This window comes from Pseudomonas sp. OE 28.3 (assembly GCF_014268205.2).
In the GTDB taxonomy this organism is placed as follows: domain Bacteria; phylum Pseudomonadota; class Gammaproteobacteria; order Pseudomonadales; family Pseudomonadaceae; genus Aquipseudomonas; species Aquipseudomonas edaphica.
In genome coordinates, this window is the sequence record NZ_CP077082.1 from 5337466 (window position 1) to 5364023 (window position 26558).

Consider the following 26558-nt stretch of genomic DNA (forward strand, 5'->3'; position numbering starts at 1 on the left):
TGAGCGATCAGCAATATTGGTTTTTCTTATACAGCGTGGGCCGGGAGAATGACCAGCATTGCTTCTCTTTATTAAAGGAATCCACACATGGCTGGCGAAACCGCCCTGGCAACCCTGCTGCGCAGCATGAGCCCTCATCTAAACGAAGGCGACTACGTGTTCTGCACTCTGCCCGACTCACGTATCCCGGCAGGTTGCGAGATCATCGGCAGCTTTCGCGAGCAGGAAGGTTTGACCCTGATTGTGGAGCGTGAGCAGGCGGAACACGCCGGGCTGGCCTTCGACTATGTGGCCGCCTGGATCACCCTGAATGTGCATTCGGCCCTTGAAGCCGTGGGCCTGACGGCGGCGTTCGCCAGTGCGCTGGGCAGCGCCGGTATCAGTTGCAACGTGATTGCCGGGTTTTATCACGACCACTTGTTCGTGGGCCGCGCCGATGCCGAGCGGGCCATGGATGTATTGCGCCAACTGGCAGCAAACGCGGAGTAATGGCTATGTGGCAAAGCTACGTAAACGGGCTGCTGGTGGCTCTCGGTCTGATCATGGCGATCGGCACCCAGAACGCGTTTGTATTGGCGCAAAGCCTGCGCCGTGAACATCACTTGCCGGTGGCGGCGCTGTGCATCGTGTGTGATGCAATTCTGGTCGCACTTGGGGTATTTGGCCTGGCTACCGTGCTGGCGCAAAACCCGCTGCTGCTGGCCATTGCCCGCTGGGGTGGTGCGGCATTCCTGCTGTGGTACGGCACCTTGGCGTTGCGTCGAGCGTGTTCCCGACAAAGCCTGGAACAGGGGGCACACCTCAAGGTGCGTTCATTGCGCGCCGTGTTGCTCAGTGCCTTGGCAGTAACGCTGCTCAATCCCCATGTGTACCTGGACACCGTGCTGCTGATCGGCTCATTGGGCGCGCAACAAACCGAGCCCGGCGCCTATGTGGCCGGCGCTGCCAGCGCCTCGTTCCTGTGGTTCGCCACCCTGGCACTCGGCGCGGCGTGGTTGGCACCTTGGCTGGCGCGCCCGGCGACCTGGCGCCTGCTCGACCTTCTGGTCGCGGTGATGATGTTCAGCGTGGCCTACCAATTGATCAGTGCCGGATGAATATTCCAAAACGCTCTGGAACCTCTATCCCACACAGTTGTTGCGTGGTTTTGCCGCACCCCCGGTGCTATGATCCGGACCCTGCGCCGCAAAGAGTACAAACTCCCCGGCGCTTGTTTGGCCGCCCGTGATCGGCCTTGCGCTCACCGCAACTGACCTGATTAGGAGAATCATCATGGCTTTCGAATTGCCGCCGCTGCCCTACGCACACGATGCCCTGCAGCCGCACATCTCCAAGGAAACCTTGGAGTACCACCACGACAAGCACCACAACACCTATGTCGTGAACCTGAACAACCTGGTGCCTGGCACCGAGTTCGAAGGCAAGACTCTGGAAGAAATCGTCAAGTCTTCTTCGGGCGGCATCTTCAACAACGCCGCTCAGGTCTGGAACCACACTTTCTACTGGAACTGCCTGGCGCCAAACGCCGGTGGCCAACCGACCGGCGCACTGGCTGAAGCCATCAACGCAGCCTTCGGTTCGTTCGACAAGTTCAAGGAAGAGTTCACCAAGACGTCCGTCGGCACCTTCGGTTCCGGTTGGGGCTGGCTGGTGAAAAAAGCTGACGGTTCCCTGGCCCTGGCCAGCACCATCGGCGCCGGCAACCCGCTGACCAGCGGCGACACCCCGCTGCTGACCTGCGACGTGTGGGAACACGCCTACTACATCGACTACCGCAACGTGCGTCCAAAGTATGTGGAAGCGTTCTGGAATCTGGTCAACTGGAAATTCGTGGCTGAGCAGTTCGAAGGCAAAACCTTTACTGCCTAAGCAACGTTTGCAGTAGAAAGAGCCCGGCAATTGCCGGGCTTTTTTGTGGCCGACGAAAACTGGACGTAATGCAGAATGTGTGGAACTCACCGAGAGGAACAGGCCACCCAGCATGCGAGAGAAATAACTCTCTCATTTTATCCTGTAGGAGAGTCCGCAATGGATCCGTTATCGATGGGTATGTCAGCTGTGTCTTCAGTGTTGCCACTCGCAGGCAAAGGCATGGACCTGGTGAGCAAGGGCATGGACTTGCTGGGCACGCTGGTCAATTCAGCCAGTCAGGCCGCCGGCAGGGCGCAAGGTAAAATCGGCGGTGATGCCCACCAGAAGAACGAACATCAGATCACGTTCAACAACGTAAACGAAAACTCGATCAAAGTATCTTAAGCCCGCAACACTCGATGTCGGGATGTCGAAGGCATTCCCTTCCTTTCCTGCGCGGTACCCGAGGGCGATGGATATCATCGCCCTCTTCCTTCCAGACACGCCCTTTACAGCCTCCAGAAGCCTTAGCAGCAATGTCCCTTTGACTGCCATCCCGAGATTGCCAATACTCATGGCATATTGAGGCTACCCGCACGGAACAAGGAATGACCCTTTGAAGCTGGAACTCAAAAACAGCTTGTCGGTGAAGTTGCTACGGGTTGTGCTGCTCTCGGCATTGATCGTGGGCGTGACGCTGAGCGTGGCGCAGATCGTGTTTGATGCCTACAAGACGCGTCAGGCCGTGGCCGGTGACGCGCAGCGGATCCTCGACATGTTTCGCGACCCCTCGACCCAGGCTGTCTACAGCCTGGACCGCGAGATGGGCATGCAGGTGATCGAGGGCCTGTTTCAGGACGACGCCGTGCGCATGGCCTCCATCGGCCACCCCAACGAAACCATGCTGGCGGAAAAAAGCCGCGCCTTGCAGCAATCACCCACCCGCTGGTTGACCGACCTGATTCTTGGCCAGGAACGCACCTTTACGACTGCACTGGTTGGCAAAGGCCCCTATAGCGAGTACTACGGCGACCTGAGCATTACCCTCGACACAGCCACCTACGGCAAAGGTTTTATTGTCAGCTCGGTGATCATCTTTATTTCCGGCGTGCTGCGCGCCCTGGCCATGGGCCTGGTGCTGTACCTGGTGTATCACTGGCTGCTGACCAAGCCGTTGTCGCGGATTATCGAGCACTTGACCTCAATCAACCCCGACCGCCCCAGCGAACACAAGATCCCCCAGCTCAAGGGCCATGAACGCAACGAGCTGGGGCTGTGGATCAACACTGCCAACCAGTTGCTCGAGTCCATCGAGCGCAATACGCACTTGCGGCATGAGGCGGAATCGAGCCTGTTGCGCATGGCCCAGTACGACTTCCTGACCGGGCTGCCGAACCGTCAGAAGCTGCAGGAGCAGTTGGACAAGATCCTCACCGATGCCGGCCGCCGACAGCGCCGGGTGGCGGTGCTGTGCGTGGGGCTGGATGACTTCAAAAGCGTCAACGAACAGTTCACCTACCAGGCCGGCGACAAATTACTGCTGGCCCTGGCCGACCGCCTGCGCGCCCACAGCGGCCGCCTCGGCGCCCTCGCCCGCTTGGGCGGCGACCAGTTTGCACTGGTGCAGGCCGATATCGACCAGCCTTACGAGGCCGCCGAGCTGGCGCAAAGTATCCTCGACGACCTGGAAGCCGAATTCGCCCTCGACCAGGACCAGATTCGCCTGCGCGCCACCATCGGCATCACCCTGTTCCCGGAGGACGGCGACAGCACCGAGAAGCTGCTGCAAAAAGCCGAACAGACCATGACCCTGGCCAAGAGCCGCTCGCGCAACCGCTATCAGTTCTATATCGCCAGTGTCGACAGCGAAATGCGCCGGCGCCGCGAACTGGAAAAAGACCTGCGCGATGCCCTGGGTCGCGAGCAGTTCCACTTGGTCTACCAACCGCAGATCAGCTACCTCGACCACCGCGTGGTGGGCGTAGAGGCATTGCTTCGCTGGCAGCACCCGGAACACGGCCTGGTGCCGCCGGACTTGTTCATCCCGCTGGCGGAGCAGAACGGCACCATTATTCCGATTGGTGAATGGGTGCTGGACCAGGCTTGCCGGCAGTTGCGCGAATGGCATGACCTGGGCTTCACCGAACTGCGCATGGCGGTCAACCTGTCCACCGTGCAGTTGCACCACACCGAGTTGCCACGGGTGGTCAACAACCTGATGCAGATCTATCGCCTGCCGCCACGCAGCCTGGAGCTGGAAGTGACCGAGACCGGCCTGATGGAGGACATCAGCACCGCCGCCCAGCACCTGCTGAGCCTGCGCCGCTCCGGTGCCTTGATCGCGATTGATGACTTCGGCACCGGCTATTCATCCTTGAGCTACCTCAAGAGCCTGCCACTGGACAAGATCAAGATCGACAAGAGCTTCGTCCAGGACCTGCTGGATGACGACGACGATGCAACCATCGTGCGCGCCATTATCCAACTGGGCAAAAGCCTGGGCATGCAGGTGATTGCCGAAGGCGTGGAAACCGCCGAGCAGGAGGCCTATATCATTTCCGAAGGGTGCCATGAGGGCCAGGGCTACCACTACAGCAAACCGCTGCAGGCCCGTGAGCTGGCGGCGTTTTTGAAACAGTCCGAGCGCAACAACGCGGCGATTCTCTGAACCGACAAATCGATACCAAATATTTCCCTCGCATAAACCTTTACACAAAATGCAAATCTTTCGCATTATGTCGCAGTTTTTGCGCTTCCCCGCGCGCCCTATCAACAACCGAAGCAGGATGTTCGCCATGATTCGTATGCCCCTGGCCACCGCCAGTCTGCTGGCCATTGCCATTTCTCTCGCCGGTTGCGGCGAAGGTAAAGACAAGGCCGCCGCGCCGACCCCGGCAGCCAGCACCACCGCTCCAGCGGCTGCCACGCCTGCCGGCCAGGTCGACGAAGCAGCCGCCAAGGCCGTTGTCGCGCATTACGCCGACATGGTGTTCGCGGTGTACAGCGACGCCGAATCCACCGCGAAGACCCTGCAAACCGCAATCGACACCTTCCTCGCCAACCCGAGCGACGACACCCTGAAAGCAGCCCGCAACGCCTGGGTCGCCGCCCGTGTGCCGTACTTGCAAAGTGAAGTGTTCCGCTTCGGCAACACCATCATCGACGACTGGGAAGGCCAAGTGAACGCCTGGCCCCTGGACGAAGGCCTGATCGACTACGTAGACAAATCCTACGAGCACGCGCTGGGTAACCCGGGCGCCAACGCCAACATCATCGCCAACACAGAGATCCAGGTGGGCGAAGACAAGGTCGACGTCAAGGAAATCACCCCGGAAAAACTCGCCAGCCTCAATGAACTGGGCGGTTCCGAAGCCAACGTCGCCACCGGCTACCACGCCATCGAGTTCCTGCTCTGGGGCCAGGACCTCAACGGCACCGGCCCAGGCGCAGGCAACCGCCCGGCATCCGACTACATGACCGGCGACGGTGCCACCGGCGGTAACAATGAGCGCCGTCGCACTTACCTGCGCGCTGTGACCCAACTGCTGGTCAGCGACCTGGAAGAAATGGTCGGCAACTGGAAACCCAAGGTCGACGACAACTACCGCGCCACCCTGGAAGCAGAACCTGCCACCGACGGCCTGCGCAAAATGCTGTTCGGCATGGGCAGCCTGTCCCTGGGCGAACTGGCCGGTGAGCGCATGAAGGTTTCCCTGGAAGCCAACTCGCCGGAAGACGAACAGGATTGCTTCAGCGACAACACCCACAACTCGCACTTCTACGACGCCAAGGGCATCCGCAACGTCTACCTGGGCGAGTACACCCGCACCGACGGCACCAAAATGACCGGCGCAAGCCTCTCGTCGCTGGTGGCCAAGGCCGATCCAGCCGCCGACTCGGCGCTCAAGGCCGACCTGGCGTCGACCGAAGCGAAGATCCAGGTCATGGTTGACCAGGCCAACGCCGGTGAGCACTACGACCAACTGATCGCGGCCGGTAACGACAAGGGCAACCAGATCGTGCGTGACGCGATTGCGGCACTGGTCAAGCAGACCGGCGCGATCGAAACCGCCGCGGGCAAGCTGGGCATCAGTGATTTGAACCCGGATAACGCTGATCACGAGTTCTGATTGATCCTGCGCTGAATAAGGCGACCTTCGGGTCGCCTTTTTTGTGCGCGTTCCCCCCTTCCCATACCCACTGTGGGAGCTGGCTTGCCTGCGATAGCGATGGGTCTGCTACAGATGGGTGGCTGACAGGTCGCCATCGCAGGCAAGCCAGCTCACACAGTCGAACTGCTTCGCCTCGTACACCCCGGTTTACAAGACCCGCACCGCAGGTAGAATGGCGCCACTCTCTCAAACCCGAGCTTTCTTCATGGCGTTGCCGACCCTGCGTATCATCGGTTTCATCATCGGCATCTTCCTGATCACCCTCGCGATCGCCATGGTCATCCCGATGGCCACCCTGGTGATCTTCGAACGCACCAGCGACCTGCCCTCGTTCCTGTGGGCCAGCATGATCACCTTCCTTGCGGGTTTGGCCCTGGTTATCCCCGGCCGCCCCGAACACGTGCACCTGCGCCCCCGGGACATGTACCTGCTGACCGTCACCAGCTGGCTGGTGGTGTGCATCTTCGCCGCGCTGCCGTTTCTGCTGACCCAGCACATCAGCTACACCGATTCGTTCTTTGAAAGCATGTCGGGCATCACCGCCACCGGCTCCACCGTCCTGAGCGGTTTGGACAGCATGTCCCCTGGCATCCTGATGTGGCGTTCAATGTTGCACTGGCTGGGCGGCATCGGCTTTATCGGCATGGCGGTGGCGATCCTGCCGCTGCTGCGCATTGGTGGCATGCGCCTGTTCCAGACCGAATCCTCGGACCGCTCAGAAAAAGTCATGCCGCGCTCGCACATGGTGGCGCGCCTGATCGTGGCAGCGTATGTGGGCATCACCATCCTGGGCAGCCTGGCGTTCTGGTGGGCCGGCATGGGCTTGTTTGATGCGATCAACCACGCGATGTCAGCAATTTCCACCGGCGGGTTTTCCACCTCCGATGAATCCCTGGCCCACTGGAAACAACCGGCGGTGCACTGGGTAGCGGTGGTGGTGATGATCCTCGGCAGCTTGCCGTTCACCCTGTATGTGGCCACATTGCGCGGCAACCGCCGGGCGCTGATCAAGGATCAGCAAGTGCAAGGCTTGCTCGGTTTGCTGATCGTGACGTGGCTGGTACTCGGCACCTGGTACTGGTGGACGACCAACCTGCACTGGCTGGATGCCCTGCGCCATGTTGCCCTGAACGTTACGTCGGTGGTGACCACGACCGGCTTTGCGCTGGGGGACTACAGCCTGTGGGGCAATTTCTCGCTGATGCTGTTCTTCTACCTGGGTTTTATCGGCGGCTGTTCGGGCTCGACGGCGGGCGGGATCAAGATCTTCCGCTTCCAGGTCGCCTACATCCTGCTCAAGGCCAACCTGAACCAACTGATCCACCCACGCGCAGTGATCAAGCAGAAGTACAACGGCCACCGTCTCGACGAAGAGATCGTGCGCTCGATCCTGACCTTTTCGTTTTTCTTCGCTATCACCATCTGCGCCATCGCCCTGGCCCTGTCACTGCTGGGTCTGGACTGGATGACCGCACTGACCGGTGCCGCCAGCACCGTGTCCGGTGTTGGCCCGGGCCTGGGCGAAACCATCGGCCCGGCCGGTAACTTCGCCAGCCTGCCGGATGCGGCCAAGTGGATCTTGTCATTCGGCATGCTGCTGGGAAGGCTGGAGATTATTACCGTGTTTGTTCTGTGCATTCCGGCGTTTTGGCGCCACTGACCGTCGATGCCTGCAGCAGCCGCACCCGGTACTCGCCGGGCGTGACGTCGAACCAGCGGCGGAACGCGCGGAAGAAATTACTCGGGTCGGCAAAGCCCAACAGGTAGGCGATTTCCAGCAAGGTCATACTCGGCTGCGCCAGGTACTGTTCGGCAAGCTCGCGACGCGTATCGTCGAGCAACGTCTGGAAACTGGTGCCCTCCTCCTGCAAACGCCGCTGTAACGTGCGCTGAGACAAGTGCAGGGTCTGTGCCACCACTTCGCGCTTGGGCTCACCCTGGGGCAACAAGCGGCACAGCACCTGGCGCGCCTTGTGGGTCACGCGGCTCTCGGAAAACCGCGCCAGGTATTCACCGGCAAACCGATCATGCAGCAGCGCCATCGCCTCATTGGCGGTGGGCAACGGTGCATCCATGTCGGCCTGTTCGAAAATCAGCGCATCATAGGGCGCATTGAACTCCATAGGCGCATGGAATGCTTGCTTATAGGGCGCCAGATCGGCCGGTTGGTCACCTTGCAACATTACCTTGCGTGGCTGCAGGGTGCGGCCAGTCAGCCAGCCACATAATGCCAGGGCACTGGCCAACGAGGCTTCAGCGCTTTGCCGGGTCGGCGGCAGGTGATCGCCATGCACCGTCAGAATCAGCGCATAGCCTTCAGGTAACAGGCGAAAACTCAAGTCGGCGCTTTCGGCGATGATGCGTTGGTAACGCACCAGGCGCATAAAACCTTCGGCCAGGGTGTTGCTGGACATCAAGGCGTAACCCGCCACATGAAACGACGCCGGGCGCACCACCTTGCCCATGTTCAAGCCGATCGCGGGGTTGCCTGACAGCTCGACAGCGCGCTGCCACAGCCGGGTCATGGAGTCTTGCGCAAAACGTGCATCAGGGTCACTGAGCGCGGCGTAGTCCAGGCCCAGTTGCTTGAACAGGACGCGGCAATCCAGGCCGTCCATTTCCAACGCTTTGACGATGCCCATTGCCCAGCTTGCAGAAGTTGTTCGTTCGCTCATGGCGTCTTCTTGAAAAAAGCAGGCTTAAACGGCAGCCAGGAAGCCAAGGATACTAAAGTGGCATCTATTGTCACTGGCTGTTACCACTGATCACTCTAGACTCAAATAAGCTCCCCGCCGAACATCTGTTGGGCGGCATCACCAGCCCAGGGCCGATCACTGTGGAAAACGTCAAGCAATTCAACAGCTTCGCTGAGTTCTACCCTTATTACCTGAGCGAGCACGCCAACAGCACCTGCCGGCGCCTGCACTTTATTGGCACCACCCTGGTGATTGGGATTCTGGCTTATGCCATTGGCCGTGGCTCGTTGGGGTTACTGCTCGCATTACCGGTCGCCGGCTACACCTTTGCCTGGATCGGGCACTTCGTCTTCGAAAAGAACCGGCCTGCAACGTTTCAACATCCCTTCTACAGTTTGCTGGGGGATTTTGTGATGTATCGCGACATGATTTTGGGGAAGGTGCCTTTTTGAGGTGTCTCTTTACGGCAGCCTAGTAGCCGACCTGAGTGGTTGGATCAAAAGCGAAAAGCGGATTTGCATACACCTGAGATCTGCTTTTCTGTGGGAGCTGGCTTGCCTGCGATGCAGGCACCTCGGTGTGTCAGGTACACCGAGGTGCCTGCATCGCAGGCAAGCCAGCTCCCACCTTTGACCGAGTATGGCTTCGCTGTTGCTGTTGCTCCGGCCCTTACCCAGCCTGCGACCCCATGCCACTTGCGCAAAAAAATAAAAATTCGCACATCCGCCGACATAAAATTCTTTTTGTCATTTTCAGTGCTGTATCCTGCCAAGGCTTTTTGAGAGCGCGGAATCACCTGCGATTGATAAAACAGATCTTGCGAGGAGCGACGACGATGCACGAGATACCTAATCTCCCCTTCCCAAGCCTGCACCCAACTGAGCAGCCAACACCGCAGCAGGCCAGTGACAAACAGCCTGAAGCCAAAGAAGCAAAACCAGTCGACAGCAAACGCCAGGACTGACGCCGTACCAGACCGTGTGGAAAGCGCACTTCAAGCGCTTTCCACACTGCCTGAATCATCGAGACCCCCGCCATGACCGACACCCTCCCCGACACCCCCGACGCCGCAGTACTGGACGCTGCCTTGCAGATGATCGAAGTCTGGAACCGCCTCAGCGCCGACAAACAAGCCCTGCTGCTCAAGCGTTTTGGCACCCAGGAAAACGCCTTGGCCGCCCTGGTGACCACGCAAATGCTGGCCCCGCCTCAAGCCTGATGTCTTTTTGAGCTGACGTTTTGCTTTTTACCGCCCTGCACAAGCCAAAGCATCGGTATCATTAGCAGCCTATCTTTACCTGCTGCGACGGTGGACCTCCCCCATGCCAGATACCCAGCGCCCCATGGCGGTCACGCTGCAAGTCGTTTCCATCGTGCTGTTTACCTTTATCGGCTACCTCAACATCGGTATTCCCCTGGCCGTATTGCCGGGCTATGTGCACAGCCAACTGGGCTACGGCGCAGTTATCGCGGGCTTGGTAATCAGCGTGCAATACCTGGCCACCCTGCTGAGCCGTCCGTATGCAGGCAAAATCATCGATAACCTGGGCAGCAAGCGCGCGGTGCTGATCGGCTTGGTCGGTTGCGGCCTGAGCGGCGTGTTCATGTTGCTGGCGGCGTGGTTTTCCAGCCTGCCGGGCATCAGCCTGATCAGCCTGCTGATTGGCCGACTGGTGCTGGGCAGCGCGGAAAGCCTGGTGGGCTCTGGTGCCATCGGCTGGGGCATCGGCCGAGTCGGCGCCGCCAACACGGCCAAGGTCATCTCGTGGAATGGCATCGCCAGCTACGGCGCGCTGGCCATCGGTGCGCCGCTGGGTGTGCTGCTGGTCAGCCACTTGGGGCTGTGGAGCATGGGCGTCAGCATCATCCTGCTGGCGGTGCTCGGCGTGCTGTTGGCCTGGAACAAGGAAGCCGCGCCAATTGTGGCCGGCGTGCGCCTGCCCTTCATGAATGTGCTGGGCCGCGTACTGCCACACGGCTGTGCCCTGGCGTTGGGTTCGATTGGTTTTGGCACCATCGCCACCTTTATCACCCTGTATTACACCACCCAGCATTGGGACAACGCGGTGTGGGCATTGAGCCTGTTCGGCGCCAGTTTTATCGGCGCGCGCCTGTTGTTCGGCAATTTGATCAACCGGATCGGCGGCTTTCGTGTGGCGATTGCCTGCCTGTCGGTAGAAGCCCTTGGCCTGTTGTTGCTATGGCTGGCACCCGACGCGCAATGGGCGCTGGCCGGTGCGGCGTTGAGCGGGTTTGGCTTTTCGCTGGTGTTTCCAGCACTGGGCGTAGAAGCCGTCAACCTGGTGCCGGCCTCCAGCCGTGGCGCGGCGGTGGGGGCTTATTCGCTGTTTATCGACTTGTCATTGGGTATCACCGGCCCACTGGCCGGGGCGGTGGCGGCAGGCTTCGGCTTTGCGTCGATATTCCTGTTTGCCGCCCTCGCGTCGGTCGGTGGTCTGCTGCTGAGTGTTTACCTGTACCGGCAAGCCCCCAAGGCCCGCGAGGCGAGAGGCGCCTAGAAGTCGACCTTGCCGCGCCCGGCCTTGATGCTGCCGCGCTTGGTCTTGGATTCCAGGCGACGCTTTTTCGAACCCAGGGTGGGTTTGGTCGGGCGGCGCTTTTTTTCGACCTTGGTGGCGCTGAGGATCAACTCCACCAGGCGCTCCAGCGCATCGGCACGGTTCTGTTCCTGAGTGCGGTATTGCTGAGCCTTGAGCACCAACACACCTTCACTGGTGATACGACTGTCACGCAGCGCCAGCAAACGCTCCTTATAGAACGCCGGCAACGATGAAGCCGGGATATCAAACCGCAGGTGCACCGCGCTCGACACCTTGTTGACGTTCTGCCCACCGGCGCCCTGGGCGCGAATGGCGGTCAACTCGATCTCGGCATCGGGCAAGTGCACGTTGTTGGAAATTACCAGCATCAATCAAAAACCTTAGGCAACGGGCCACAACAACATAAACAACAAGGACGCAGCAATATGAAAAGGCTATTCATCACTGTGCTCGGCACTTTATCACTCATTCAAACGCCACTGTCCGTCGCGGACACTGCCAACGGCAAAAACCTGTATTCACAGCGATGCGCCATGTGCCACGGCCCGGACCTCAAGGCCTCCGGGCCATTGGCCAGGAAAAGCAGCCCGCCCACGCCGGACCTCACAACCCCTGCTTTCAAAAAACGGCTGGCGGATTATCCGGGCGTTATTGTGTCTTCGGTGATCCTTCGCCCGAATGGCAACCTGATCCCAAAAACCCTGCAAGACAATGGCGTGAAGGTTGCGCCGCATGCCTGGAGCGTCAAGGATTTTCGCGACTTGAACGCCTACATGAGTGGCGTTATTGCAAACAGCCGATGAATCTCATCGCAAAAAAATACCCCTCAATAGAGGGGTATTAATCGCCGATGGAGCGTCGCTTACTTCAGCGCTGCATTTGCCGTGGTCAATGCGGCTTCAGCACTGCGCTTGTTCTTGATCCAGTAACACACCGCCATGAACGCTACCCACACCGGGATTGCGTATACCGACACCTGAATCCCCGGAATCATCAGCATGATCACCAGGATAAACACCACGAACGCCAGGCAGATGTAATTGCCATACGGATACCACAGCGCCTTGAACAGCGGCACTTGGCCGGTGCGGTTCATGTGTTGGCGGAACTTGAAGTGCGAAAAGCTGATCATCGCCCAGTTGATTACCAGGGTGGCAACCACCAGCGACATCAACAACTCCAGCGCGTGTTGCGGGATGAAGTAGTTCATCAACACCGCCACCAGAGTGACCGCTGCCGAGGCGAGGATCGAGCGCACCGGCACGCCGCGCTTGTCGATTTTGGCCAATGCCTTGGGCGCATCACCCTGTTCAGCCATGCCCAGCAGCATGCGGCTGTTGCAGTAGGTGCCACTGTTGTACACCGACAATGCCGCCGTCAGCACCACAAAGTTGAGGATGTGCGCGGCGGTGTTGCTGCCCAGCATCGAGAACACCTGCACGAATGGGCTGCCGCTGTAGGCATCGCCGGACGCGTTAAGGGTCGCCAGCAGGCTGTCCCACGGCGTCAGCGACAACAGCACCACCAGGGCGCCGATGTAGAAAATCAGGATGCGGTAGATCACCTGATTGATCGCCTTGGGGATCACCGTACGTGGCTGATCGGCCTCAGCAGCGGTAAAACCGAGCATTTCCAGACCACCGAACGAGAACATGATGATCGCCATGGCCATCACCAAACCGCCGACGCCATGGGGGAAGAACCCACCGTGGTCCCACAGGTTGCTCACCGACGCTTGCGGACCGCCGCTGCCGCTGACCAGCAAATAGCTGCCCAGGGCAATCATGCCGACGATAGCCACGACTTTGATGATGGCGAACCAGAATTCGGCCTCACCGAAGACTTTGACGTTGGCCAGGTTGATCAGGTTGATCAATACGAAGAACGCCGCCGCCGAAACCCAGGTCGGGATCTCCGGCCACCAGTAGTGCACATACTTGCCGACCGCAGTCAGCTCCGACATGCCTACCAGGATGTACAAAATCCAGCAGTTCCAGCCCGACAGGAAGCCGGCGAAACCGCCCCAGTACTTATGGGCAAAGTGGCTGAAGGAACCGGCGACCGGCTCTTCGACGATCATTTCGCCGAGCTGGCGCATGATCATGAAGGCGATGAAGCCGCAGATGGCATAACCCAGGATCATCGAAGGGCCGGCGGATTTGAGCACGCCGGCCGAGCCCAGGAACAGGCCGGTGCCGATGGCGCCACCGAGGGCGATCAACTGGATATGCCGATTTTTCAGGCCGCGTTTCAGCTCGCCTGAAGAAGATTGGGGTCCACTCATGAAAAGGGTCTCACGCAAGGTTTGAGAATGTCGAATGCAGGTTGCTGCCTTGAATTACCGACTCAAGCAGCGCCGCTCAAACCCCAGCGCAGGCACCAGGAGTACAGCGTCTTTCTAACGGTCATGCGTCACCTGTTTGTTTTTATCTGTGACGAAATCGAACCCGTCCGACTCGTGGCCGCACGGAGTGATCAGGGTGGGTAAACCCTGAGGTCTTGGCCTTTTGCGTGGATACGCAAGGGGGTCACAGTAAAACGCGGCGCATTGTACACCGCTCGACAGCTTCAGCACGCCCCAACAGAGTGCACACACCAAACTGTAAGCTAATCCTTACAGCTGGACGGCACTCAGTAACACCCGGACAAACTCGTAAATTAAACGTTACACCCCGGAAAATCAGCGTTACAGGCAGACTTTTTCGTCAGCTAACGGAAAACTGTCAGTGGGAAGTTTTTGAAAAATCGGTTCAGCCAATTTGCTGTTTTTTCTGGATAAAAAAACACACTGAAAAAACAGAAGAAAAAATTCAAATGAGACCGTGTCAATAAATATTTTGCATTTCCAAACACTCTCTCCTAGGTTCTTTCACTTGCCAGCGAAGCCCGTTGGCAAGCCGTTCTCAAACAACGTCCTCTAGGAGAAATACCATGCAAGCACTGGAAAACGACCTGGAAACCGAACTGCAACTCGACGATTGGTTTGAAGCGCCGACCCATGAGGCCGCCGTTGAAATGATGCAAGCCGATGCCGTTGTGCCCTTTGGCACTGCGATGTGGCCTTTCTAACACCCGGCAGGCATCCGGCAGGTGCTGTGCACGGCACCTGCCCCCTTACCCAAGGCACAGAAGGATACCCGTCATGGACAAGGCCCGCGCCGTCGAACACTTCCTCTACTACCTCGCACACCACCCGGCACTCAACGGCCTGAGCCGCCCGACGGTGTTGCTGGGCCATACCGAGCGCTACGACGCCATCGCCGAAGCAATCACCCACAGCAGCGCCGCACGCTTCAACTTCCAATGCCAGCGCCTGGACCTCACGCCCAGCGACACCCTGGCCCACGCCATCGAAGCCTGCGACCTGTACCTGTTTCTGTATGACTCTTCGACCCTGCCCAACCCACGTGCCGAAGGCCCGGATTTTATTCGCGCCCTGCAAGGCGTGATGGCCGAACACTGGAAGAAATCCCTGCTGTTCAAGGATTATGGCGACTATTTCTACGACACCTTCAGCGTCGAGCCGCAGCGCATCGCCGACCTCAACGCTACGCTGATCCGGCGCATGTCCCAGGCCAACGTGCTGAGCTTTACCGACAAACACGGCTCCCGCCTTGAGGCGCCGCTGAGCAGCATCAAGAAGTGGACCAATATCAACGGGGTCGGCAACCACGACCTGGCACCAGGCGAAATCGCCACCCACAGCGAAGCCATCAATGGCCAGGTGCGGTTTGTTGGCACCTTCCTCAGCACCATCCCGTTTGCGCGTAAGTACGGCGTGCTGCAATCACCGCTGGAGCTGTGGATCGAGAACTCGACGGTTTGCAGCGTGGCCAGCGAGGTGCCAGGGCTGGCGGACGACTTCAATAAATACCTGAATGCCAACCCGTCCAACCGCCGTGTGGAGGAATTGGGGATTGGCACCAACGAGGGCGTGAAAGACTTGTATGCACGCAATGCCGGCTTCGAGGAGCGCCATTGCGGGTTACACCTGGGCTTGGGCGGCGGGCAAAAAGGCAGCCATCACTTGGATTTGATCTTTGCCAGCGGGGTGTTGGCGCTGGATGACAAGCCGGTGTTTGATGGCAGATTTGCGTTCTAAACACACCTCGTTGAAACAAAGCGGATCCCTGTGGGAGCTGGCTTGCCTGCGATAGCATCACTGCGGTTTGCCTGGTAAACCGAGGTGCCCGCATCGCAGGCAAGCCAGCTCCCACACTTGATTGGGTTACCAACTTTCAGAGCAAAAAAAAACGCCAACCCTAAGGTTGGCGTTTTTTTATACAGCGGTTAAATCACTGCGGCTTCTTGCGACCAAAACCCGGACGCTGACCGGAACCGGCCGGCGCGCCACGGCGCTTGCCCGACGGCTCGTCGGCGACCAGTTTCGGACCAGGGCGCTTGTTCGCCGCGGGCTTGGCTGGGCGCTTGGTGCTGGCGTTGTCCGCTGGGCGGTCCGCTTCACCACGGTTGCTACGGCCGCCGCTTGGCGCTTCACCACGGGCAGGACGCGGGGTGCGTGGCGCACGCTCGCCTTCCTGACGCGATGGCGCGGTTGGGCGACGCTCGCCTTCGATGTGCGGCTCACGGGAGATACGCCCACCGGTCGCCGGTGCATTCAGCGCAGGGCGCAAGGTGCGTGCAACACGCTCGGTACGCGCAACAGGGCGCGAAGATTTACGCTGCATACGCTCAAGCTTGTCTTTGCTCTTGGCGTTCATCTGCGGCATGGCCACCGGCGTCAGGCCGACTTCGGCACTGAGGATGTCGACTTCGTACTGGCTCATTTCGCGCCAGCGGCCCATCGGCAGGTCGGAGTTGAGGAACACCGGGCCGAAACGCACGCGCTTCAGGCGGCTGACCACCAGGCCCTGGGATTCCCACAGGCGACGTACTTCACGGTTACGGCCTTCCATCACCACGCAGTGGTACCAGTGGTTGAAACCTTCGCCACCGGGCGCCTGCTTGATGTCGGTGAACTTGGCCGGGCCGTCTTCCAGCACCACGCCAGCCTTCAGGCGTTCGATCATCTCGTCATCGACTTCGCCGCGTACACGTACAGCGTACTCACGGTCCATCTCGTAGGACGGGTGCATCAAGCGGTTGGCCAGCTCACCGTCGGTGGTGAACATCAGCAAGCCAGTGGTGTTGATGTCCAGGCGGCCGATGTTGATCCAGCGGCCTTCTTTGGGCTTGGGCATCTTGTCGAACACGGTCGGACGGCCTTCCGGGTCGTCACGGGTGCAGATCTCGCCGTCGGGCTTGTTGTACATGATCACGCGGCGCACCGATTCGGCGGCCTCTTCACGCTTGATGACTTTGCCATCAATGGTGATTGCATCGTGCAGGTCGACGCGCTGGCCGAGGGTAGCCTCGACGCCATTGACCTTGATGCGCTTCTGGGTGATCCAGGCTTCGACGTCGCGGCGTGAGCCCACGCCGATACGCGCCAGCACCTTTTGCAGTTTTTCGCCTGCTGGGCCGATTTCCTGGCTGTCGTTCTGGTCTTGGTCGTTCATCTTAAGCACCTCCCGGTGGGTCGATTCAGGCGTGGCCTGAAGAGTATTGAAAGCGGGGCTTTGGCCGAATAGATCGGCAAAGGGTCGCGAATCATACGCGCATGGCGCGGGTTTCGCATCACAGACTAGTCGATAAGGCCCAAGTCATTTGCTTTTCCGCCGACCGGTGGCGCCCAGGGCCAGCAGGCGCAGCTCGGCTTCGGCCAGAACGGTGCGTTTGTCGGTTTTGTCGAGCTTCTTCCAGGCGCGGATTTCGCGCTTGCTGCGGCCACAGCCGACGCAGATGTCATCGGCGAATTTGCAGATGCTGATGCAAGGGTCTTTGGTGGAACTCATTTGAATCCTCCCTGGAAGCTGGCTTTTCTGTGGGAGCTGGCTTGCCTGCGATGGCATCACCTCGGTACAACCGACAGACCGGGGCGCCCGCATCGCAGGCAAGCCAGCTCCCACAGGGTTTCCATGTGTCTGGCAGACCGGGTCAGTCCTCAAACTGGCGCCGTTCGGCTTCGATGGCTTCAGCCAGCGCCCGGGCTTCGTCTTCTTCATCGCTCAAAGGCGGCTGTTCAAGGGCGGCAACAGCGGCCAGGAGCTTTTCACGGGCTTCGGCCACGCCGAGGATGTCTTCTTCGGGTTCAGGCTCAGGTTCCGGTTCGACTTGCGGCTCACCCTCAACGTTCACCTGGGTTTCAGGCTCAGCCGCGCCATCACGCAGCAAGTCATCAAAGTCAGTCTTGATGCCCTGCTCCATATCATCCAGTTCAAGCAGCAAGGTATGGAAACTGGTTTCGTCCTTCGGCTCTTCCGGCTCGGCGGTGGCGTCGGCCAGCTCCTGCAAGCTGGCCGGCACCGGCGCGTCGTCGAAGTCGAGCACCGGCTCGGCTTCCATCTCGCGAAGTTCGGCAAGCGGCGGCAGGTCGTCGAGGTTTTTCAGGTTGAAGTGGTCGAGAAACACCTTGGTGGTGGCAAACATCGCCGGTTTGCCGGGCACGTCGCGGTAGCCGACGATGCGGATCCACTCGCGCTCCAGCAGTGTCTTGACGATATGGCTGTTGACCGCCACACCCCGCACATCCTCAATCTCGCCCCGCGTGATGGGCTGGCGGTAGGCAATCAGTGCCATGGTCTCCAGCATCGCGCGGGAATAACGCTGCGGGCGCTCTTCCCACAAGCGGCCGACCCACGGGGAAAATTTCTCACGGATCTGCAAGCGATAACCTGACGCCACTTCGCGCAGTTCAAAGGCGCGGCCGTCGCACGACTTGCGCAGAATCTCCAGCGCCTTCTTGAACACCGGTGGTTCAGGGCGCTCGGCCTCTTCAAACAACTCGAACAAGCGTTCCAGGGATTGCGGTTTACCCGAGGCCAGGAGAAAGGCTTCCAGCAAGGGCGCCAGTTCGCGGGGTTCAGTCAGATTCATCGATTCAGCTCTTTATTCGGCTCGCGCCCGCACGTGGATAGCCGCAAAAGGCTCATTCTGGACCAGCTCGACCAAGGATTCCTTGACCAGTTCGAGGATGGCCATAAAGGTCACCACCACCCCCAGGCGCCCTTCCTCTTTGGTAAACAGCTCGACAAACGGCACAAAGCCGCCGCCCTTGAGGCGCTCCAGCACATCGCTCATTCGCTCGCGGGTCGACAGCGCTTCGCGGCTGACCTGGTGGCTTTCAAACATGTCACCCCGGCGCAGCACCTCGGCCATGGACATCAGCAATTCTTCCAGGCTCACATCCGGCAACAGCTTGCGCGCCCGGGCTTCCGGGGCATCGAGCTTGGGCACCACCACATCACGGCCCACGCGGCTCAAGCCGTCGATGCCTTCGGCGGCGGCCTTGAAGCGTTCATATTCTTGCAGACGGCGGATCAGCTCGGCCCGCGGGTCGTCTTCTTCGGCCTCAATGGTCTCGGAACGCGGCAACAGCATGCGCGACTTGATCTCGGCGAGCATGGCGGCCATCACCAGGTACTCGGCGGCCAATTCCAGGCGTACCGACTGCATCAACTCGACATACCCCATGTACTGGCGAGTGATTTCTGCCACCGGGATGTCGAGGATATTGATGTTCTGCTTGCGAATCAGGTACAGCAGCAAATCCAGCGGGCCTTCGAAGGCCTCAAGAAAGACCTCCAGCGCATCCGGCGGAATATACAGGTCCAGCGGCATTTCCATGACCGCCTGGCCATACACCATGGCAAATGGCAGTTCCTGCTGGGCGCCCGCCTGGGGATCAGCGGTTTCCACGGCCGACATTCAGGCCTCGACCATAAACGGCGTCGGGTCGCCGCAGCCCACGCGTACCACTTCCGGCTCGCCGTCGGCCAGGTTGATCACAGTGGACGCCTTGTTGCCGCCGTAGCCGCCGTCAATGATCAGATCGACGTGTTTTTCCAGCAGGCGGCGCATCTCGTAAGGGTCGTACAGCGGCTCTTCTTCACCGGGCAAAATCAGCGACACGCTCATCAACGGCTCACCCAGTTCTGCCAGCAACGCCAGGGCAATCGGGTGCTCGGGCACACGCAGGCCGATGGTGCGCTTTTTGGGGTGCAGCAACAGGCGCGGCACTTCGCGGGTGGCATTCAGAATAAAGGTGTACGGCCCCGGCGTGTGCGCCTTGAGCAGGCGGAAGGTGCCGGTGTCGACTTTGGCGAACAGCCCCAGTTGCGACAAGTCGCTGCAGATCAGCGCAAAGTTGTGGTTTTTGTCCAGGTCACGCAGGCGTCTGACCCGTTCAACTGCGCTCTTGTCGCCGATCTGGCAACCAATGGCGTAGGACGAATCCGTTGGGTAGATCACCACGCCACCGGCGCGAATGATCTCCACGGCCTGTTTAATCAGGCGCGCTTGAGGGTTTTCCGGATGAATCTGGAAGAATTGACTCACGTGTTCTACCTGTTCAGACGGTGGCAATAATGGGGTCATGCTTGAATCGCCCCCACAACAGCGGCAAGTCTTCCGGGACCTGGCGGTACTCGCCAATCTCGGACCAGCCGCCTGGGCCATGAAAATCACTGCCGGCGCTGACCAGCAGACCAAATTCGCGAGCAAGAATCGCCAGGCTGCCCACCTGCTCAGCGGGTTGATGCCCGTTGACCACTTCGATTGCGTGGCCGCCCGCTCCAATATAGTCGGCAATCAGCTTGCGGCGCTTGCTGCGGGTGAAATCGTAATGCCAGGGATGCGCCAGGCTCACCCAGGCTCCGGAGGCACGCAATGTGCCGACTGTATCTTCCAGCGTCGGCCAGTGTTGCTTCACATCACCCAACTTGCCGGCGCCCAGCCATTTGCGAAACGCTTCGGCGCGGTCCTTGACGAAACCTTCACGCACCATCCAGTCGGCAAAGTGCGGGCGGGCCGGTGCGTTGCCGCTGTCGCCCAGCTCTTGCTGGATGGCGCGGGCGCCGTCGAGCGCATTGGGCATGCCTTTAAGGCTGAGCTTGCGGCTTATTTCTTCGGACCGCAGCCAACGGCCATCGTGCAATTGGGCGATGGCCGCCACCAAAGGCGCGGCGTTTTGATCGAAGCCGTAGCCAAGCACATGAATGGTGGCGCCGCCCCAGGTACAGGACAATTCCACGCCGTTGACCAGTTGCATGCCCAAGGCATGCGCCGCCGTGCGGGCCTCGTTGAGGCCTTCGAGGGTGTCGTGGTCGGTCAACGACAAGACTCGCACGCCTTTTTCAAACGCACGCGCAACCAGTACCGCGGGCGCCAGGGCGCCATCGGAGGCCGTGCTGTGGCAGTGCAAATCAACATTCACGGGAGTGTGTAACCTCAAGTCAGCTGGCGCTTTCGCTACCAAGGATGTTTGTTATTATGCCGCCACATCCAGCTTCTGGCTCTTACTGTGAAACAATTCATCGACTTCATCCCGCTGTTGCTGTTTTTCATCGTTACCAAACTCGACCCCAGGGTCATCGATATCGCCGGTCATCCGCTCTCGTTCGGGGGCATCTACAGCGCCACCGCCGTACTGATCGTCAGTTCTATCGTAGTCTACGGCGCCATTTTCATTTCCCAGCGCAAACTGGAAAAAAGCCAATGGCTCACCCTGGTTGCCTGCCTGGTGTTCGGCGGCCTGACCCTGGCCTTTCACAGCGAAACCTTCCTTAAATGGAAAGCCCCGGTAGTGAACTGGCTGTTCGCGCTGGTGTTTATCGGCAGCCACTTCATTGGTGACCGCTTGTTGATCAAGCGCATCATGGGCCACGCGCTGACCCTGCCGGAGCCGGTATGGACGCGTTTGAACGTGGCCTGGATCGTGTTTTTCCTGTTCTGCGGCGCCGCCAACCTGTTCGTGGCCTTTACCTTCCAGGATTACTGGGTCGACTTCAAAGTCTTCGGTAGCCTGGGCATGACCGTATTGTTCCTGATCGGCCAAGGTATCTACCTGTCGCGCCATCTGCATGACACCGCCCCTACCACGCCGAAAACCGAGGACTGACATGCTCTACGCCATCATTGCCACCGACGTTGCCGATTCGCTGGAAAAACGCCTGAGCGTACGCCCGGCGCACGTTGAGCGCCTGAAAACCCTGCAAGCCGAAGGTCGCCTGGTGATCGCAGGCCCGCACCCGGCCGTCGACAGCAATGACCCAGGCGCCGCCGGCTTCACCGGCAGCCTGATCATTGCCGAGTTCGCCTCGCTGGCCGACGCCCAGGCCTGGGCCAAAGCCGATCCCTACATTGCTGCGGGCGTCTACGCTGATGTGGTGGTCAAGCCGTTCAAGCAAGTCCTGCCTTAAAGCCCGGCTGCGCTGAACCTGATAGGTTCGGCGCGCTCTTAATTGCTCATTATTCTCGGTAACCTGCCGACAACGTTCTGAATATTCGTGTGGAATCAGGAGTTCCGATGCGCTTACGTCCGTTGTGTCTGTTGGCAGTGTTAATGATCGGGGCGAGCGCCCATGCGGAAGAAACCTCAAACACCGGCAGCTCCACGCCCTTGTCCCTGAGTGTCGGCAGCCAGATCACCGAGTTGCAGCAACGCTTGAAAGAAAGCGAACGGCTGCGTGAAGAACTGAGCAAACAACTGCAAAGTGCAGATACTGCTCGCGAAAGCGCCCAACTGAGTCGCTTGCGCCAGGAGAACCAACGCCTGGTCCAGCAACTCAAAGAGACACAAGGCGGCGCCTTGACCCGCTGGCTGACCGAGCAACAACAGTGGTTTGTCACGGGCGCGGCCGTCGCACTGATCGCCCTGCTGTGCGGGATCTTCGCCAGTGGTGGGCACCGTCGCCGTCGACAATGGCTAAATTGAGTGAGTCATGAGCGAGCTGTTACTGATAGATGATGACCAGGAGCTGTGTGAGCTGCTGACCAGTTGGTTGAGCCAGGAGGGTTTCCAGGTGCGCGCCTGCCACGACGGCGTGAGCGCGCGCAAAGCCCTGGCCGAAGCCGCACCCGCCGCCGTCGTGCTTGACGTGATGCTGCCGGATGGCAGTGGCCTGGAGTTGCTCAAGCAATTGCGCAATGACCACCCGGAATTGCCGGTGGTGATGCTCTCGGCCCGTGGCGAACCGCTGGACCGTATCCTCGGCCTGGAACTGGGTGCCGACGATTACCTGGCCAAGCCCTGTGACCCGCGCGAGCTGACTGCGCGCCTGCGCGCCGTGCTGCGCCGCAGCCACCCGGCCGCCGTGTCGACGCAGATGGAACTGGGCGATTTGTGCTTCAGCCCGGTGCGCGGTGTGGTCAGCATCGACGAGCAGGAATTCACCCTCACCGTGTCCGAAAGCCGCCTGCTCGAAGCCTTGCTGCGCCAGCCCGGCGAGCCGCTGGACAAGCAGGAACTGGCGCAGATCGCCCTGGGCCGCAAGCTCACTCTGTACGACCGCAGCCTGGACATGCACGTGAGCAACCTGCGCAAAAAGATCGGCCCACACCCGGATGGTCGGCCACGGATCGTGGCGCTGCGCAGCCGCGGCTACTACTACAGCCTTTAAAGATCGTTTAAAGATCGTTCCCACGCTCCGCGTGGTAATGCCGCCGGGGACGCTCTGCGTCCCGCTGTGTACGCCGGTGACGCAGAGCGTCACGGTATGCATTCCCACGCAGAGCGTGGGAACGATCAATTGCCCAGTGGGAGCTGGCTTGCCTGCGATAGCGCAGGGTCAGCTTGCATCTATGTAGCTGACCCGCCGCATTCGCAGGCAAGCCAGCTCCCACACTTGATCGCATCAATCCGACAGTTTTGTCAGTTCACATCAAAACCCTCTTTACCCAAGCTTTACCCTCCCCTGACCGCCGCTGACCTTGCGCTGCGTAACCTACTCACATCCGGACTCACCGGAATAGAGACAGGAGAAACACCATGCGCAAGACCCTTATCGCTCTGATGTTCGCCGCTGCCCTGCCGACCGTTGCCATGGCCGCAATGCCAGAAGGCCCAGGCCCGATGGGCGGCCCAGAAGGCCACATGATGGGTGGCCCGGGCCACGGCGGTGAACACGGTCCGCGTGGCAAAGGCGGCCCCTTCAGCCAGCTGGACCTGACCAAGGAACAGCGCCAGCAAATCGGCAAATTGATGGGTGACCAATGGCACGCCCGCAAAGACCTGGTCAAAAAGTACCTGGACAAGCTGCCGGCTGCTGACCAGAAAGCCATGCAGGATGAAATCGCCGCCGGCAAACAGAAAACCCAGGCTGACATCCGTGCTGTGCTCAAACCCGATCAACAGAAGAAATTCGACGAGATCGTCAAGAAGCAAGCCGAGCGCCGCGCCGAGTGGAAGGAATTCCAGGCCTGGAAAGCGCAACAGCCGCAAAAAGCGCAATAATGCTCTAGCGTTACCTCCCCAGCCCAGTGGCTCACGCCGCTGGGCTTTTCCTGCTTGAGGGTTTCCTGTGCGTTCATTGTTCTGGCGCATCCTGGCCAGTTTCTGGCTGGCCATCGCCTTGGTTGCCGGGCTGTCGATCCTGCTTGGGCACATGCTCAACCAGGACGCCTGGATTCTCAGCCGCCATCCCGGCCTCAACAACCTGGCGCAAGAGTGGACGCAACTCTATGAAGCCCAGGGTGAGGACGCCGCCCAGGATTTGCTGCAACAACGCAAACGCCAGTACCACATCGACGTGCAGGTACTCAACGAAAGCGGCGACCCGGTGGTACGCGGCACGTTCCCACGTCGCGCCGCCGCCTTCGAAGCCCGCCAGAATGACAACCAGGACAGCCACTTGCCCTGGCGCCGCCTGACCGCCGAGTACACCAGTGAAAAAACCGGGGACACGTACCTGCTGATCTACCGCATCCCCAACCCGGAACTGGACGCCTGGCACCGCAGCAGCCTGCTGTGGCCGTTTAGCGCGCTGGCGATTGCCCTGGTGGTACTGACGTTGTTCAGCCTGCTGGTGACCTTGTCCATCACCCGCCCACTCAGCCGCCTGCGCGGTGCGGTGCATGACCTGGGCCAGACCACCTATCAGCAAAACAGCCTGGCGCAACTGGCCAACCGCCGCGATGAGTTCGGCGTGCTCGCCACCGACTTCAACCGCATGGGCGCGCGCCTGCAAAGCCTGATCGGCAGCCAGCGCCAGTTGCTGCGCGATGTGTCCCACGAACTGCGCTCACCGCTGGCCCGCCTGCGTATTGCCCTGGCCCTGGCCGAACGCGCCAGCCCGGAAGAACGCGAACGGCTGTGGCCGCGCCTGACCCGCGAGTGCGACCGCCTGGAAGCGCTGATCAGTGAAATCCTCGTACTGGCCCGTGTGGATGCTGACAACGCCAGCGCAGAGGACGTCGACCTCACCCCACTGCTCAGGACCTTGCAAAAGGATGCCCAACTCAGTGCGCCGGAACAGGTGGTGCAACTGAGCGCCGAGCCCGAGTTGCACCTCAAGGGTTGGCCGACCATGATCGAGCGCGCCGTGGACAACCTGCTGCGTAACGCCCAGCGCTTTAACCCCGTGGGCCAGCCGATCGAGCTAAGCGCCCGGCACCAGGGCGAGCGCATCCTGATCAGCGTGCGCGACCACGGCCCCGGCGTTGAAGCCGAACACCTGAGCCAGTTGGGCGAGCCGTTTTATCGCGCGCCTGGCCAGGCCGCACAAGGCCACGGGCTGGGCCTGGCGATTGCCCGTCGCGCCGCCGAACGCCATGGCGGCAGCCTGATCCTGGGCAATCACCCGGACGGCGGTTTTATCGCCAGCATCGACTTGCCGTTGGAGCCGGGAGTGGTCACAGCCGTGTGAGGATCTTCTATAGTGGCCCTTCTCTAACGGAGGGCCTTTGATGACTGACCTGCTGACATCCATCCAAGCCGCACTCGATCTACCGCAAACCCCGCTGACGTTTACCGAGGCCGGCGCCCTGCCCTCGACCTTTGCCGTAACCGAACTGGCCAGCGCCAGCCTCGGCGCTGCCGGCCAGGCGGTTGCTCAACTTATCCAGCAACAGACCGGACGCTTGCCCAGCGTAAGCGTGGACCGGCGCCTCGCTTCCTTCTGGTTCTCCTCCTCGATTCGCCCGGTGGGCTGGCAAGTACCGCCGCTGTGGGACCCGGTAGCCGGCGACTACGCCAGCGCCGACGGCTGGATCCGTTTGCATACCAATGCGCCCCACCACCGTGCCGCTGCCGAGCGCGTGCTGGGCAAGGTCAAGGACCGCGCCGAGATGGCCAGTAAAGTCGCGACCTGGAACGCCGCCGAACTGGAACAGGCGATCGTCGATGCCGGCGGTTGCGCGGCGCAGATGCGTACATGGCAGGCCTGGCAAACCCATCCGCAAGGGTTGGCGGTGAACGCCGAGGCATTGGTGCAGCGCCAGGCCTTCGACACCCCCTGCGACAAACCTTGGCTCGGCTCGGTGGCACGCCCACTGGCCGGCATCAAGGTGCTGGATTTGACCCGCGTGTTGGCCGGCCCCGTGGCCAGCCGTTTTCTCGCAGGTTTGGGCGCAGATGTACTGCGCATAGACTCGCCGACCTGGAACGAGCCCGGCGTAGTACCGGAAATGACCCTGGGCAAACGCTGCGCACGCCTGGACCTTAAAAGTGCTGAAGACCGCCAGGTGTTCGAAAGCTTGCTCAAGGACGCCGACATCCTGTTCCACGGCTACCGCGCCGACGCACTGGAGCAGTTGGGCTACACCGCCACTGAACTGCAAAACCTCGCCCCCGGCCTGATCGACGTGAGCCTCAACGCCTACGGCTGGAGCGGCCCGTGGCGTAACCGTCGCGGCTTCGACAGTTTGGTACAGATGAGCAGCGGGATTGCCGACGCTGGCATGGCGTGGAAACAGGCAGATAAACCGGTGCCGCTGCCGTTGCAGGCGCTGGATCATGCGACCGGGTATTTGATGGCGGCCAGTGCGATTCAAGCGTTGAGTGAGCGGCTGAAAACCGGGCGCGGTGGTTCGGCGCGGTTGTCATTGGCGCGCACGGCGAAGTTGCTGGTGGAGGCCGGGCACGTGCCGGAGCAGCCGGCGTTGCGGGCTGAAGAACCGGGCGATCAGGGCTTGGTGGTGGAGCAGACGGCGTGGGGCCAGGCGCATCGTTTGCTGGCGCCGGTGAGCATCAGTGGCACGCCGTTGCAGTGGGATTTGCCCGCCGGCGAATTGGGCTCACATCGGGCTCAGTGGTGACTTGAGATCGCTATCGCAGGCAAGCCAGCTCCCACATTGGATGTGTGAACACAGTCAAATGTGGGAGCTGGCTCTCACACATTGAAAGTGTGGCCACAGTCAAATGTGGGAGCTGGCTCTCACACATTGAAAGTGTGGCCACAGTCAAATGTGGGAGCTGGCTCTCACACATTGAAAGTGTGGCC

The 26558-nt window shown here is 60.3% G+C and carries 30 protein-coding genes; 20 read left to right on the forward strand and 10 right to left on the reverse strand.

Annotated elements, in window-relative coordinates:
• Positions 1 to 87 precede the first annotated feature (87 nt).
• From HU759_RS23940 to HU759_RS23970, 7 genes are all read left to right on the forward strand, one after another.
• Positions 88 to 489, forward strand: a complete 402-nt coding sequence (locus HU759_RS23940) for an ACT domain-containing protein (RefSeq protein WP_017139178.1) — start codon at positions 88 to 90, stop codon at positions 487 to 489.
• Between the two features lie 5 nt (positions 490 to 494).
• A complete protein-coding gene (locus HU759_RS23945) occupies positions 495 to 1097 on the forward strand; it encodes a LysE/ArgO family amino acid transporter (RefSeq protein ID WP_099550497.1) in 603 nt (200 codons plus the stop codon).
• Positions 1098 to 1272: 175 nt separating this feature from the next.
• A complete protein-coding gene (locus HU759_RS23950) occupies positions 1273 to 1869 on the forward strand; it encodes a Fe-Mn family superoxide dismutase (RefSeq protein WP_003212997.1) in 597 nt (198 codons plus the stop codon).
• Between the two features lie 159 nt (positions 1870 to 2028).
• Entirely contained in the window at positions 2029 to 2256 is a 228-nt protein-coding gene (locus HU759_RS23955) for a hypothetical protein (protein WP_099550444.1), read from the forward strand.
• Between the two features lie 211 nt (positions 2257 to 2467).
• The gene (locus HU759_RS23960) at positions 2468 to 4519 is read left to right on the forward strand and encodes a GGDEF domain-containing phosphodiesterase (protein ID WP_017139175.1); all 2052 of its coding nucleotides are present in this window, start codon (positions 2468 to 2470) and stop codon (positions 4517 to 4519) included.
• A gap of 127 nt (positions 4520 to 4646) precedes the next feature.
• Complete coding sequence (locus HU759_RS23965; RefSeq protein WP_186618149.1) at positions 4647 to 5981, forward strand: imelysin family protein; 1335 nt, start codon at positions 4647 to 4649, stop codon at positions 5979 to 5981.
• Between the two features lie 247 nt (positions 5982 to 6228).
• Complete coding sequence (locus HU759_RS23970) at positions 6229 to 7683, forward strand: TrkH family potassium uptake protein (RefSeq protein WP_017139173.1); 1455 nt, start codon at positions 6229 to 6231, stop codon at positions 7681 to 7683.
• Here HU759_RS23970 and HU759_RS23975 read toward each other — a convergent pair.
• Entirely contained in the window at positions 7640 to 8698 is a 1059-nt protein-coding gene (locus HU759_RS23975) for an AraC family transcriptional regulator (protein ID WP_017139172.1), read from the reverse strand. The two genes, HU759_RS23970 and HU759_RS23975, sit on opposite strands and share 44 nt — an antisense overlap.
• A 161-nt stretch (positions 8699 to 8859) precedes the next feature.
• Here HU759_RS23975 and HU759_RS23980 point away from each other — a divergent pair, with 161 nt between their 5' ends.
• Positions 8860 to 9171, forward strand: a complete 312-nt coding sequence (locus tag HU759_RS23980) for a DUF962 domain-containing protein (protein WP_186618154.1) — start codon at positions 8860 to 8862, stop codon at positions 9169 to 9171.
• A gap of 44 nt (positions 9172 to 9215) precedes the next feature.
• Here HU759_RS23980 and HU759_RS23985 read toward each other — a convergent pair whose 3' ends face one another.
• Positions 9216 to 9560, reverse strand: coding sequence for a hypothetical protein (locus HU759_RS23985; protein ID WP_217858167.1), 345 nt, complete (start codon positions 9558 to 9560; stop codon positions 9216 to 9218).
• A gap of 195 nt (positions 9561 to 9755) precedes the next feature.
• Here HU759_RS23985 and HU759_RS23990 point away from each other — a divergent pair, with 195 nt between their 5' ends.
• Complete coding sequence (locus HU759_RS23990; protein WP_017139170.1) at positions 9756 to 9938, forward strand: hypothetical protein; 183 nt, start codon at positions 9756 to 9758, stop codon at positions 9936 to 9938.
• A 103-nt stretch (positions 9939 to 10041) separates the two neighbouring features.
• The gene (locus tag HU759_RS23995) at positions 10042 to 11238 is read left to right on the forward strand and encodes an MFS transporter (protein ID WP_099549416.1); all 1197 of its coding nucleotides are present in this window, start codon (positions 10042 to 10044) and stop codon (positions 11236 to 11238) included.
• Here HU759_RS23995 and arfB read toward each other — a convergent pair.
• Positions 11235 to 11648 carry an alternative ribosome rescue aminoacyl-tRNA hydrolase ArfB gene (gene arfB, locus HU759_RS24000; RefSeq protein ID WP_017139168.1) on the reverse strand — a complete coding sequence of 138 codons (414 nt, stop codon included), beginning with the start codon at positions 11646 to 11648 and terminating at the stop codon, positions 11235 to 11237. The genes HU759_RS23995 and arfB overlap by 4 nt on opposite strands.
• Before the next feature lie 57 nt (positions 11649 to 11705).
• On the opposite strand from arfB, the gene HU759_RS24005 reads away from it, so the two are divergent.
• The gene (locus HU759_RS24005) at positions 11706 to 12083 is read left to right on the forward strand and encodes a cytochrome c (protein WP_138453797.1); all 378 of its coding nucleotides are present in this window, start codon (positions 11706 to 11708) and stop codon (positions 12081 to 12083) included.
• A gap of 59 nt (positions 12084 to 12142) precedes the next feature.
• Here the strand turns inward: HU759_RS24005 and HU759_RS24010 are convergent, their stop codons facing one another.
• Positions 12143 to 13564, reverse strand: coding sequence for an amino acid permease (locus tag HU759_RS24010; RefSeq protein ID WP_017139166.1), 1422 nt, complete (start codon positions 13562 to 13564; stop codon positions 12143 to 12145).
• 647 nt (positions 13565 to 14211) lie between these two features.
• Between HU759_RS24010 and HU759_RS24015 the strand changes: the two genes are divergently transcribed.
• Both HU759_RS24015 and HU759_RS24020 read left to right on the forward strand, forming a co-directional pair.
• Complete coding sequence (locus HU759_RS24015) at positions 14212 to 14349, forward strand: hypothetical protein (RefSeq protein WP_003175756.1); 138 nt, start codon at positions 14212 to 14214, stop codon at positions 14347 to 14349.
• 73 nt (positions 14350 to 14422) lie between these two features.
• Positions 14423 to 15382 (forward strand): hypothetical protein, encoded by a 960-nt coding sequence (locus tag HU759_RS24020; protein WP_017139165.1) that lies wholly within the window; start codon positions 14423 to 14425, stop codon positions 15380 to 15382.
• A 193-nt stretch (positions 15383 to 15575) separates the two neighbouring features.
• Here HU759_RS24020 and rluB read toward each other — a convergent pair whose 3' ends face one another.
• The 6 genes from rluB to HU759_RS24050 all read right to left on the reverse strand — a co-directional run bounded on the left by rluB (position 15576) and on the right by HU759_RS24050 (position 20554).
• Positions 15576 to 16799 carry a 23S rRNA pseudouridine(2605) synthase RluB gene (rluB, locus tag HU759_RS24025; RefSeq protein ID WP_017139164.1) on the reverse strand — a complete coding sequence of 408 codons (1224 nt, stop codon included), beginning with the start codon at positions 16797 to 16799 and terminating at the stop codon, positions 15576 to 15578.
• A 144-nt stretch (positions 16800 to 16943) separates the two neighbouring features.
• Positions 16944 to 17135 (reverse strand): DUF1289 domain-containing protein, encoded by a 192-nt coding sequence (locus tag HU759_RS24030; RefSeq protein ID WP_138454185.1) that lies wholly within the window; start codon positions 17133 to 17135, stop codon positions 16944 to 16946.
• 142 nt (positions 17136 to 17277) lie between these two features.
• Positions 17278 to 18216 (reverse strand): SMC-Scp complex subunit ScpB, encoded by a 939-nt coding sequence (gene scpB, locus HU759_RS24035; RefSeq protein ID WP_170039873.1) that lies wholly within the window; start codon positions 18214 to 18216, stop codon positions 17278 to 17280.
• 12 nt (positions 18217 to 18228) lie between these two features.
• The gene (locus HU759_RS24040) at positions 18229 to 18927 is read right to left on the reverse strand and encodes a ScpA family protein (protein WP_169875663.1); all 699 of its coding nucleotides are present in this window, start codon (positions 18925 to 18927) and stop codon (positions 18229 to 18231) included.
• Between the two features lie 120 nt (positions 18928 to 19047).
• Positions 19048 to 19677, reverse strand: coding sequence for an L-threonylcarbamoyladenylate synthase (locus tag HU759_RS24045; protein WP_017139161.1), 630 nt, complete (start codon positions 19675 to 19677; stop codon positions 19048 to 19050).
• A 13-nt stretch (positions 19678 to 19690) separates the two neighbouring features.
• On the reverse strand, positions 19691 to 20554 hold the full coding sequence (locus tag HU759_RS24050; protein ID WP_017139160.1) for a PHP domain-containing protein: 864 nt from the start codon (positions 20552 to 20554) through the stop codon (positions 19691 to 19693).
• Positions 20555 to 20641: 87 nt separating this feature from the next.
• On the opposite strand from HU759_RS24050, the gene HU759_RS24055 reads away from it, so the two are divergent.
• From HU759_RS24055 to HU759_RS24085, 7 genes are all read left to right on the forward strand, one after another.
• Positions 20642 to 21238: a septation protein A gene (locus HU759_RS24055; RefSeq protein WP_099549410.1), complete on the forward strand. Its 597-nt coding sequence runs from the start codon at positions 20642 to 20644 to the stop codon at positions 21236 to 21238.
• Between the two features lies 1 nt (position 21239).
• On the forward strand, positions 21240 to 21539 hold the full coding sequence (locus HU759_RS24060; RefSeq protein ID WP_099486469.1) for a YciI family protein: 300 nt from the start codon (positions 21240 to 21242) through the stop codon (positions 21537 to 21539).
• A 107-nt stretch (positions 21540 to 21646) separates the two neighbouring features.
• The gene (locus tag HU759_RS24065) at positions 21647 to 22054 is read left to right on the forward strand and encodes a translation initiation factor 2 (RefSeq protein ID WP_099549409.1); all 408 of its coding nucleotides are present in this window, start codon (positions 21647 to 21649) and stop codon (positions 22052 to 22054) included.
• Between the two features lie 7 nt (positions 22055 to 22061).
• A complete protein-coding gene (locus HU759_RS24070; RefSeq protein WP_017139157.1) occupies positions 22062 to 22739 on the forward strand; it encodes a response regulator transcription factor in 678 nt (225 codons plus the stop codon).
• Between the two features lie 368 nt (positions 22740 to 23107).
• Positions 23108 to 23572, forward strand: a complete 465-nt coding sequence (locus tag HU759_RS24075) for an LTXXQ domain-containing protein (protein ID WP_017139156.1) — start codon at positions 23108 to 23110, stop codon at positions 23570 to 23572.
• Between the two features lie 67 nt (positions 23573 to 23639).
• On the forward strand, positions 23640 to 24983 hold the full coding sequence (locus tag HU759_RS24080) for a HAMP domain-containing sensor histidine kinase (RefSeq protein ID WP_177033312.1): 1344 nt from the start codon (positions 23640 to 23642) through the stop codon (positions 24981 to 24983).
• 40 nt (positions 24984 to 25023) lie between these two features.
• Complete coding sequence (locus HU759_RS24085) at positions 25024 to 26373, forward strand: CoA transferase (RefSeq protein WP_170039875.1); 1350 nt, start codon at positions 25024 to 25026, stop codon at positions 26371 to 26373.
• Positions 26374 to 26558: the final 185 nt, after the last annotated feature.

Excerpts from the sequence above, each read along its gene's own strand:
- HU759_RS24020 (WP_017139165.1), top strand. The coding sequence starts at position 14,423 with ATGGACAAGGCCCGCGCCGTCGAACACTTCCTCTACTACCTCGCACAC.
- HU759_RS24085 (WP_170039875.1), top strand. The coding sequence starts at position 25,024 with ATGACTGACCTGCTGACATCCATCCAAGCCGCACTCGATCTACCGCAA.
- HU759_RS23970 (WP_017139173.1), top strand. The coding sequence starts at position 6,229 with ATGGCGTTGCCGACCCTGCGTATCATCGGTTTCATCATCGGCATCTTC.
- HU759_RS23940 (WP_017139178.1), top strand. The coding sequence starts at position 88 with ATGGCTGGCGAAACCGCCCTGGCAACCCTGCTGCGCAGCATGAGCCCT.
- HU759_RS23965 (WP_186618149.1), top strand. The coding sequence starts at position 4,647 with ATGATTCGTATGCCCCTGGCCACCGCCAGTCTGCTGGCCATTGCCATT.
- HU759_RS24075 (WP_017139156.1), top strand. The coding sequence starts at position 23,108 with ATGCGCAAGACCCTTATCGCTCTGATGTTCGCCGCTGCCCTGCCGACC.
- HU759_RS23945 (WP_099550497.1), top strand. The coding sequence starts at position 495 with ATGTGGCAAAGCTACGTAAACGGGCTGCTGGTGGCTCTCGGTCTGATC.
- HU759_RS23990 (WP_017139170.1), top strand. The coding sequence starts at position 9,756 with ATGACCGACACCCTCCCCGACACCCCCGACGCCGCAGTACTGGACGCT.
- HU759_RS24060 (WP_099486469.1), top strand. The coding sequence starts at position 21,240 with ATGCTCTACGCCATCATTGCCACCGACGTTGCCGATTCGCTGGAAAAA.
- HU759_RS24030 (WP_138454185.1), bottom strand. The coding sequence starts at position 17,135 with ATGAGTTCCACCAAAGACCCTTGCATCAGCATCTGCAAATTCGCCGAT.
- HU759_RS24010 (WP_017139166.1), bottom strand. The coding sequence starts at position 13,564 with ATGAGTGGACCCCAATCTTCTTCAGGCGAGCTGAAACGCGGCCTGAAA.
- HU759_RS23955 (WP_099550444.1), top strand. The coding sequence starts at position 2,029 with ATGGATCCGTTATCGATGGGTATGTCAGCTGTGTCTTCAGTGTTGCCA.
- HU759_RS23995 (WP_099549416.1), top strand. The coding sequence starts at position 10,042 with ATGCCAGATACCCAGCGCCCCATGGCGGTCACGCTGCAAGTCGTTTCC.
- HU759_RS23950 (WP_003212997.1), top strand. The coding sequence starts at position 1,273 with ATGGCTTTCGAATTGCCGCCGCTGCCCTACGCACACGATGCCCTGCAG.
- HU759_RS23975 (WP_017139172.1), bottom strand. The coding sequence starts at position 8,698 with ATGAGCGAACGAACAACTTCTGCAAGCTGGGCAATGGGCATCGTCAAA.
- rluB (WP_017139164.1), bottom strand. The coding sequence starts at position 16,799 with ATGAACGACCAAGACCAGAACGACAGCCAGGAAATCGGCCCAGCAGGC.
- HU759_RS24065 (WP_099549409.1), top strand. The coding sequence starts at position 21,647 with ATGCGCTTACGTCCGTTGTGTCTGTTGGCAGTGTTAATGATCGGGGCG.
- arfB (WP_017139168.1), bottom strand. The coding sequence starts at position 11,648 with ATGCTGGTAATTTCCAACAACGTGCACTTGCCCGATGCCGAGATCGAG.
- HU759_RS24015 (WP_003175756.1), top strand. The coding sequence starts at position 14,212 with ATGCAAGCACTGGAAAACGACCTGGAAACCGAACTGCAACTCGACGAT.
- HU759_RS24005 (WP_138453797.1), top strand. The coding sequence starts at position 11,706 with ATGAAAAGGCTATTCATCACTGTGCTCGGCACTTTATCACTCATTCAA.
- HU759_RS24070 (WP_017139157.1), top strand. The coding sequence starts at position 22,062 with ATGAGCGAGCTGTTACTGATAGATGATGACCAGGAGCTGTGTGAGCTG.
- scpB (WP_170039873.1), bottom strand. The coding sequence starts at position 18,216 with ATGAATCTGACTGAACCCCGCGAACTGGCGCCCTTGCTGGAAGCCTTT.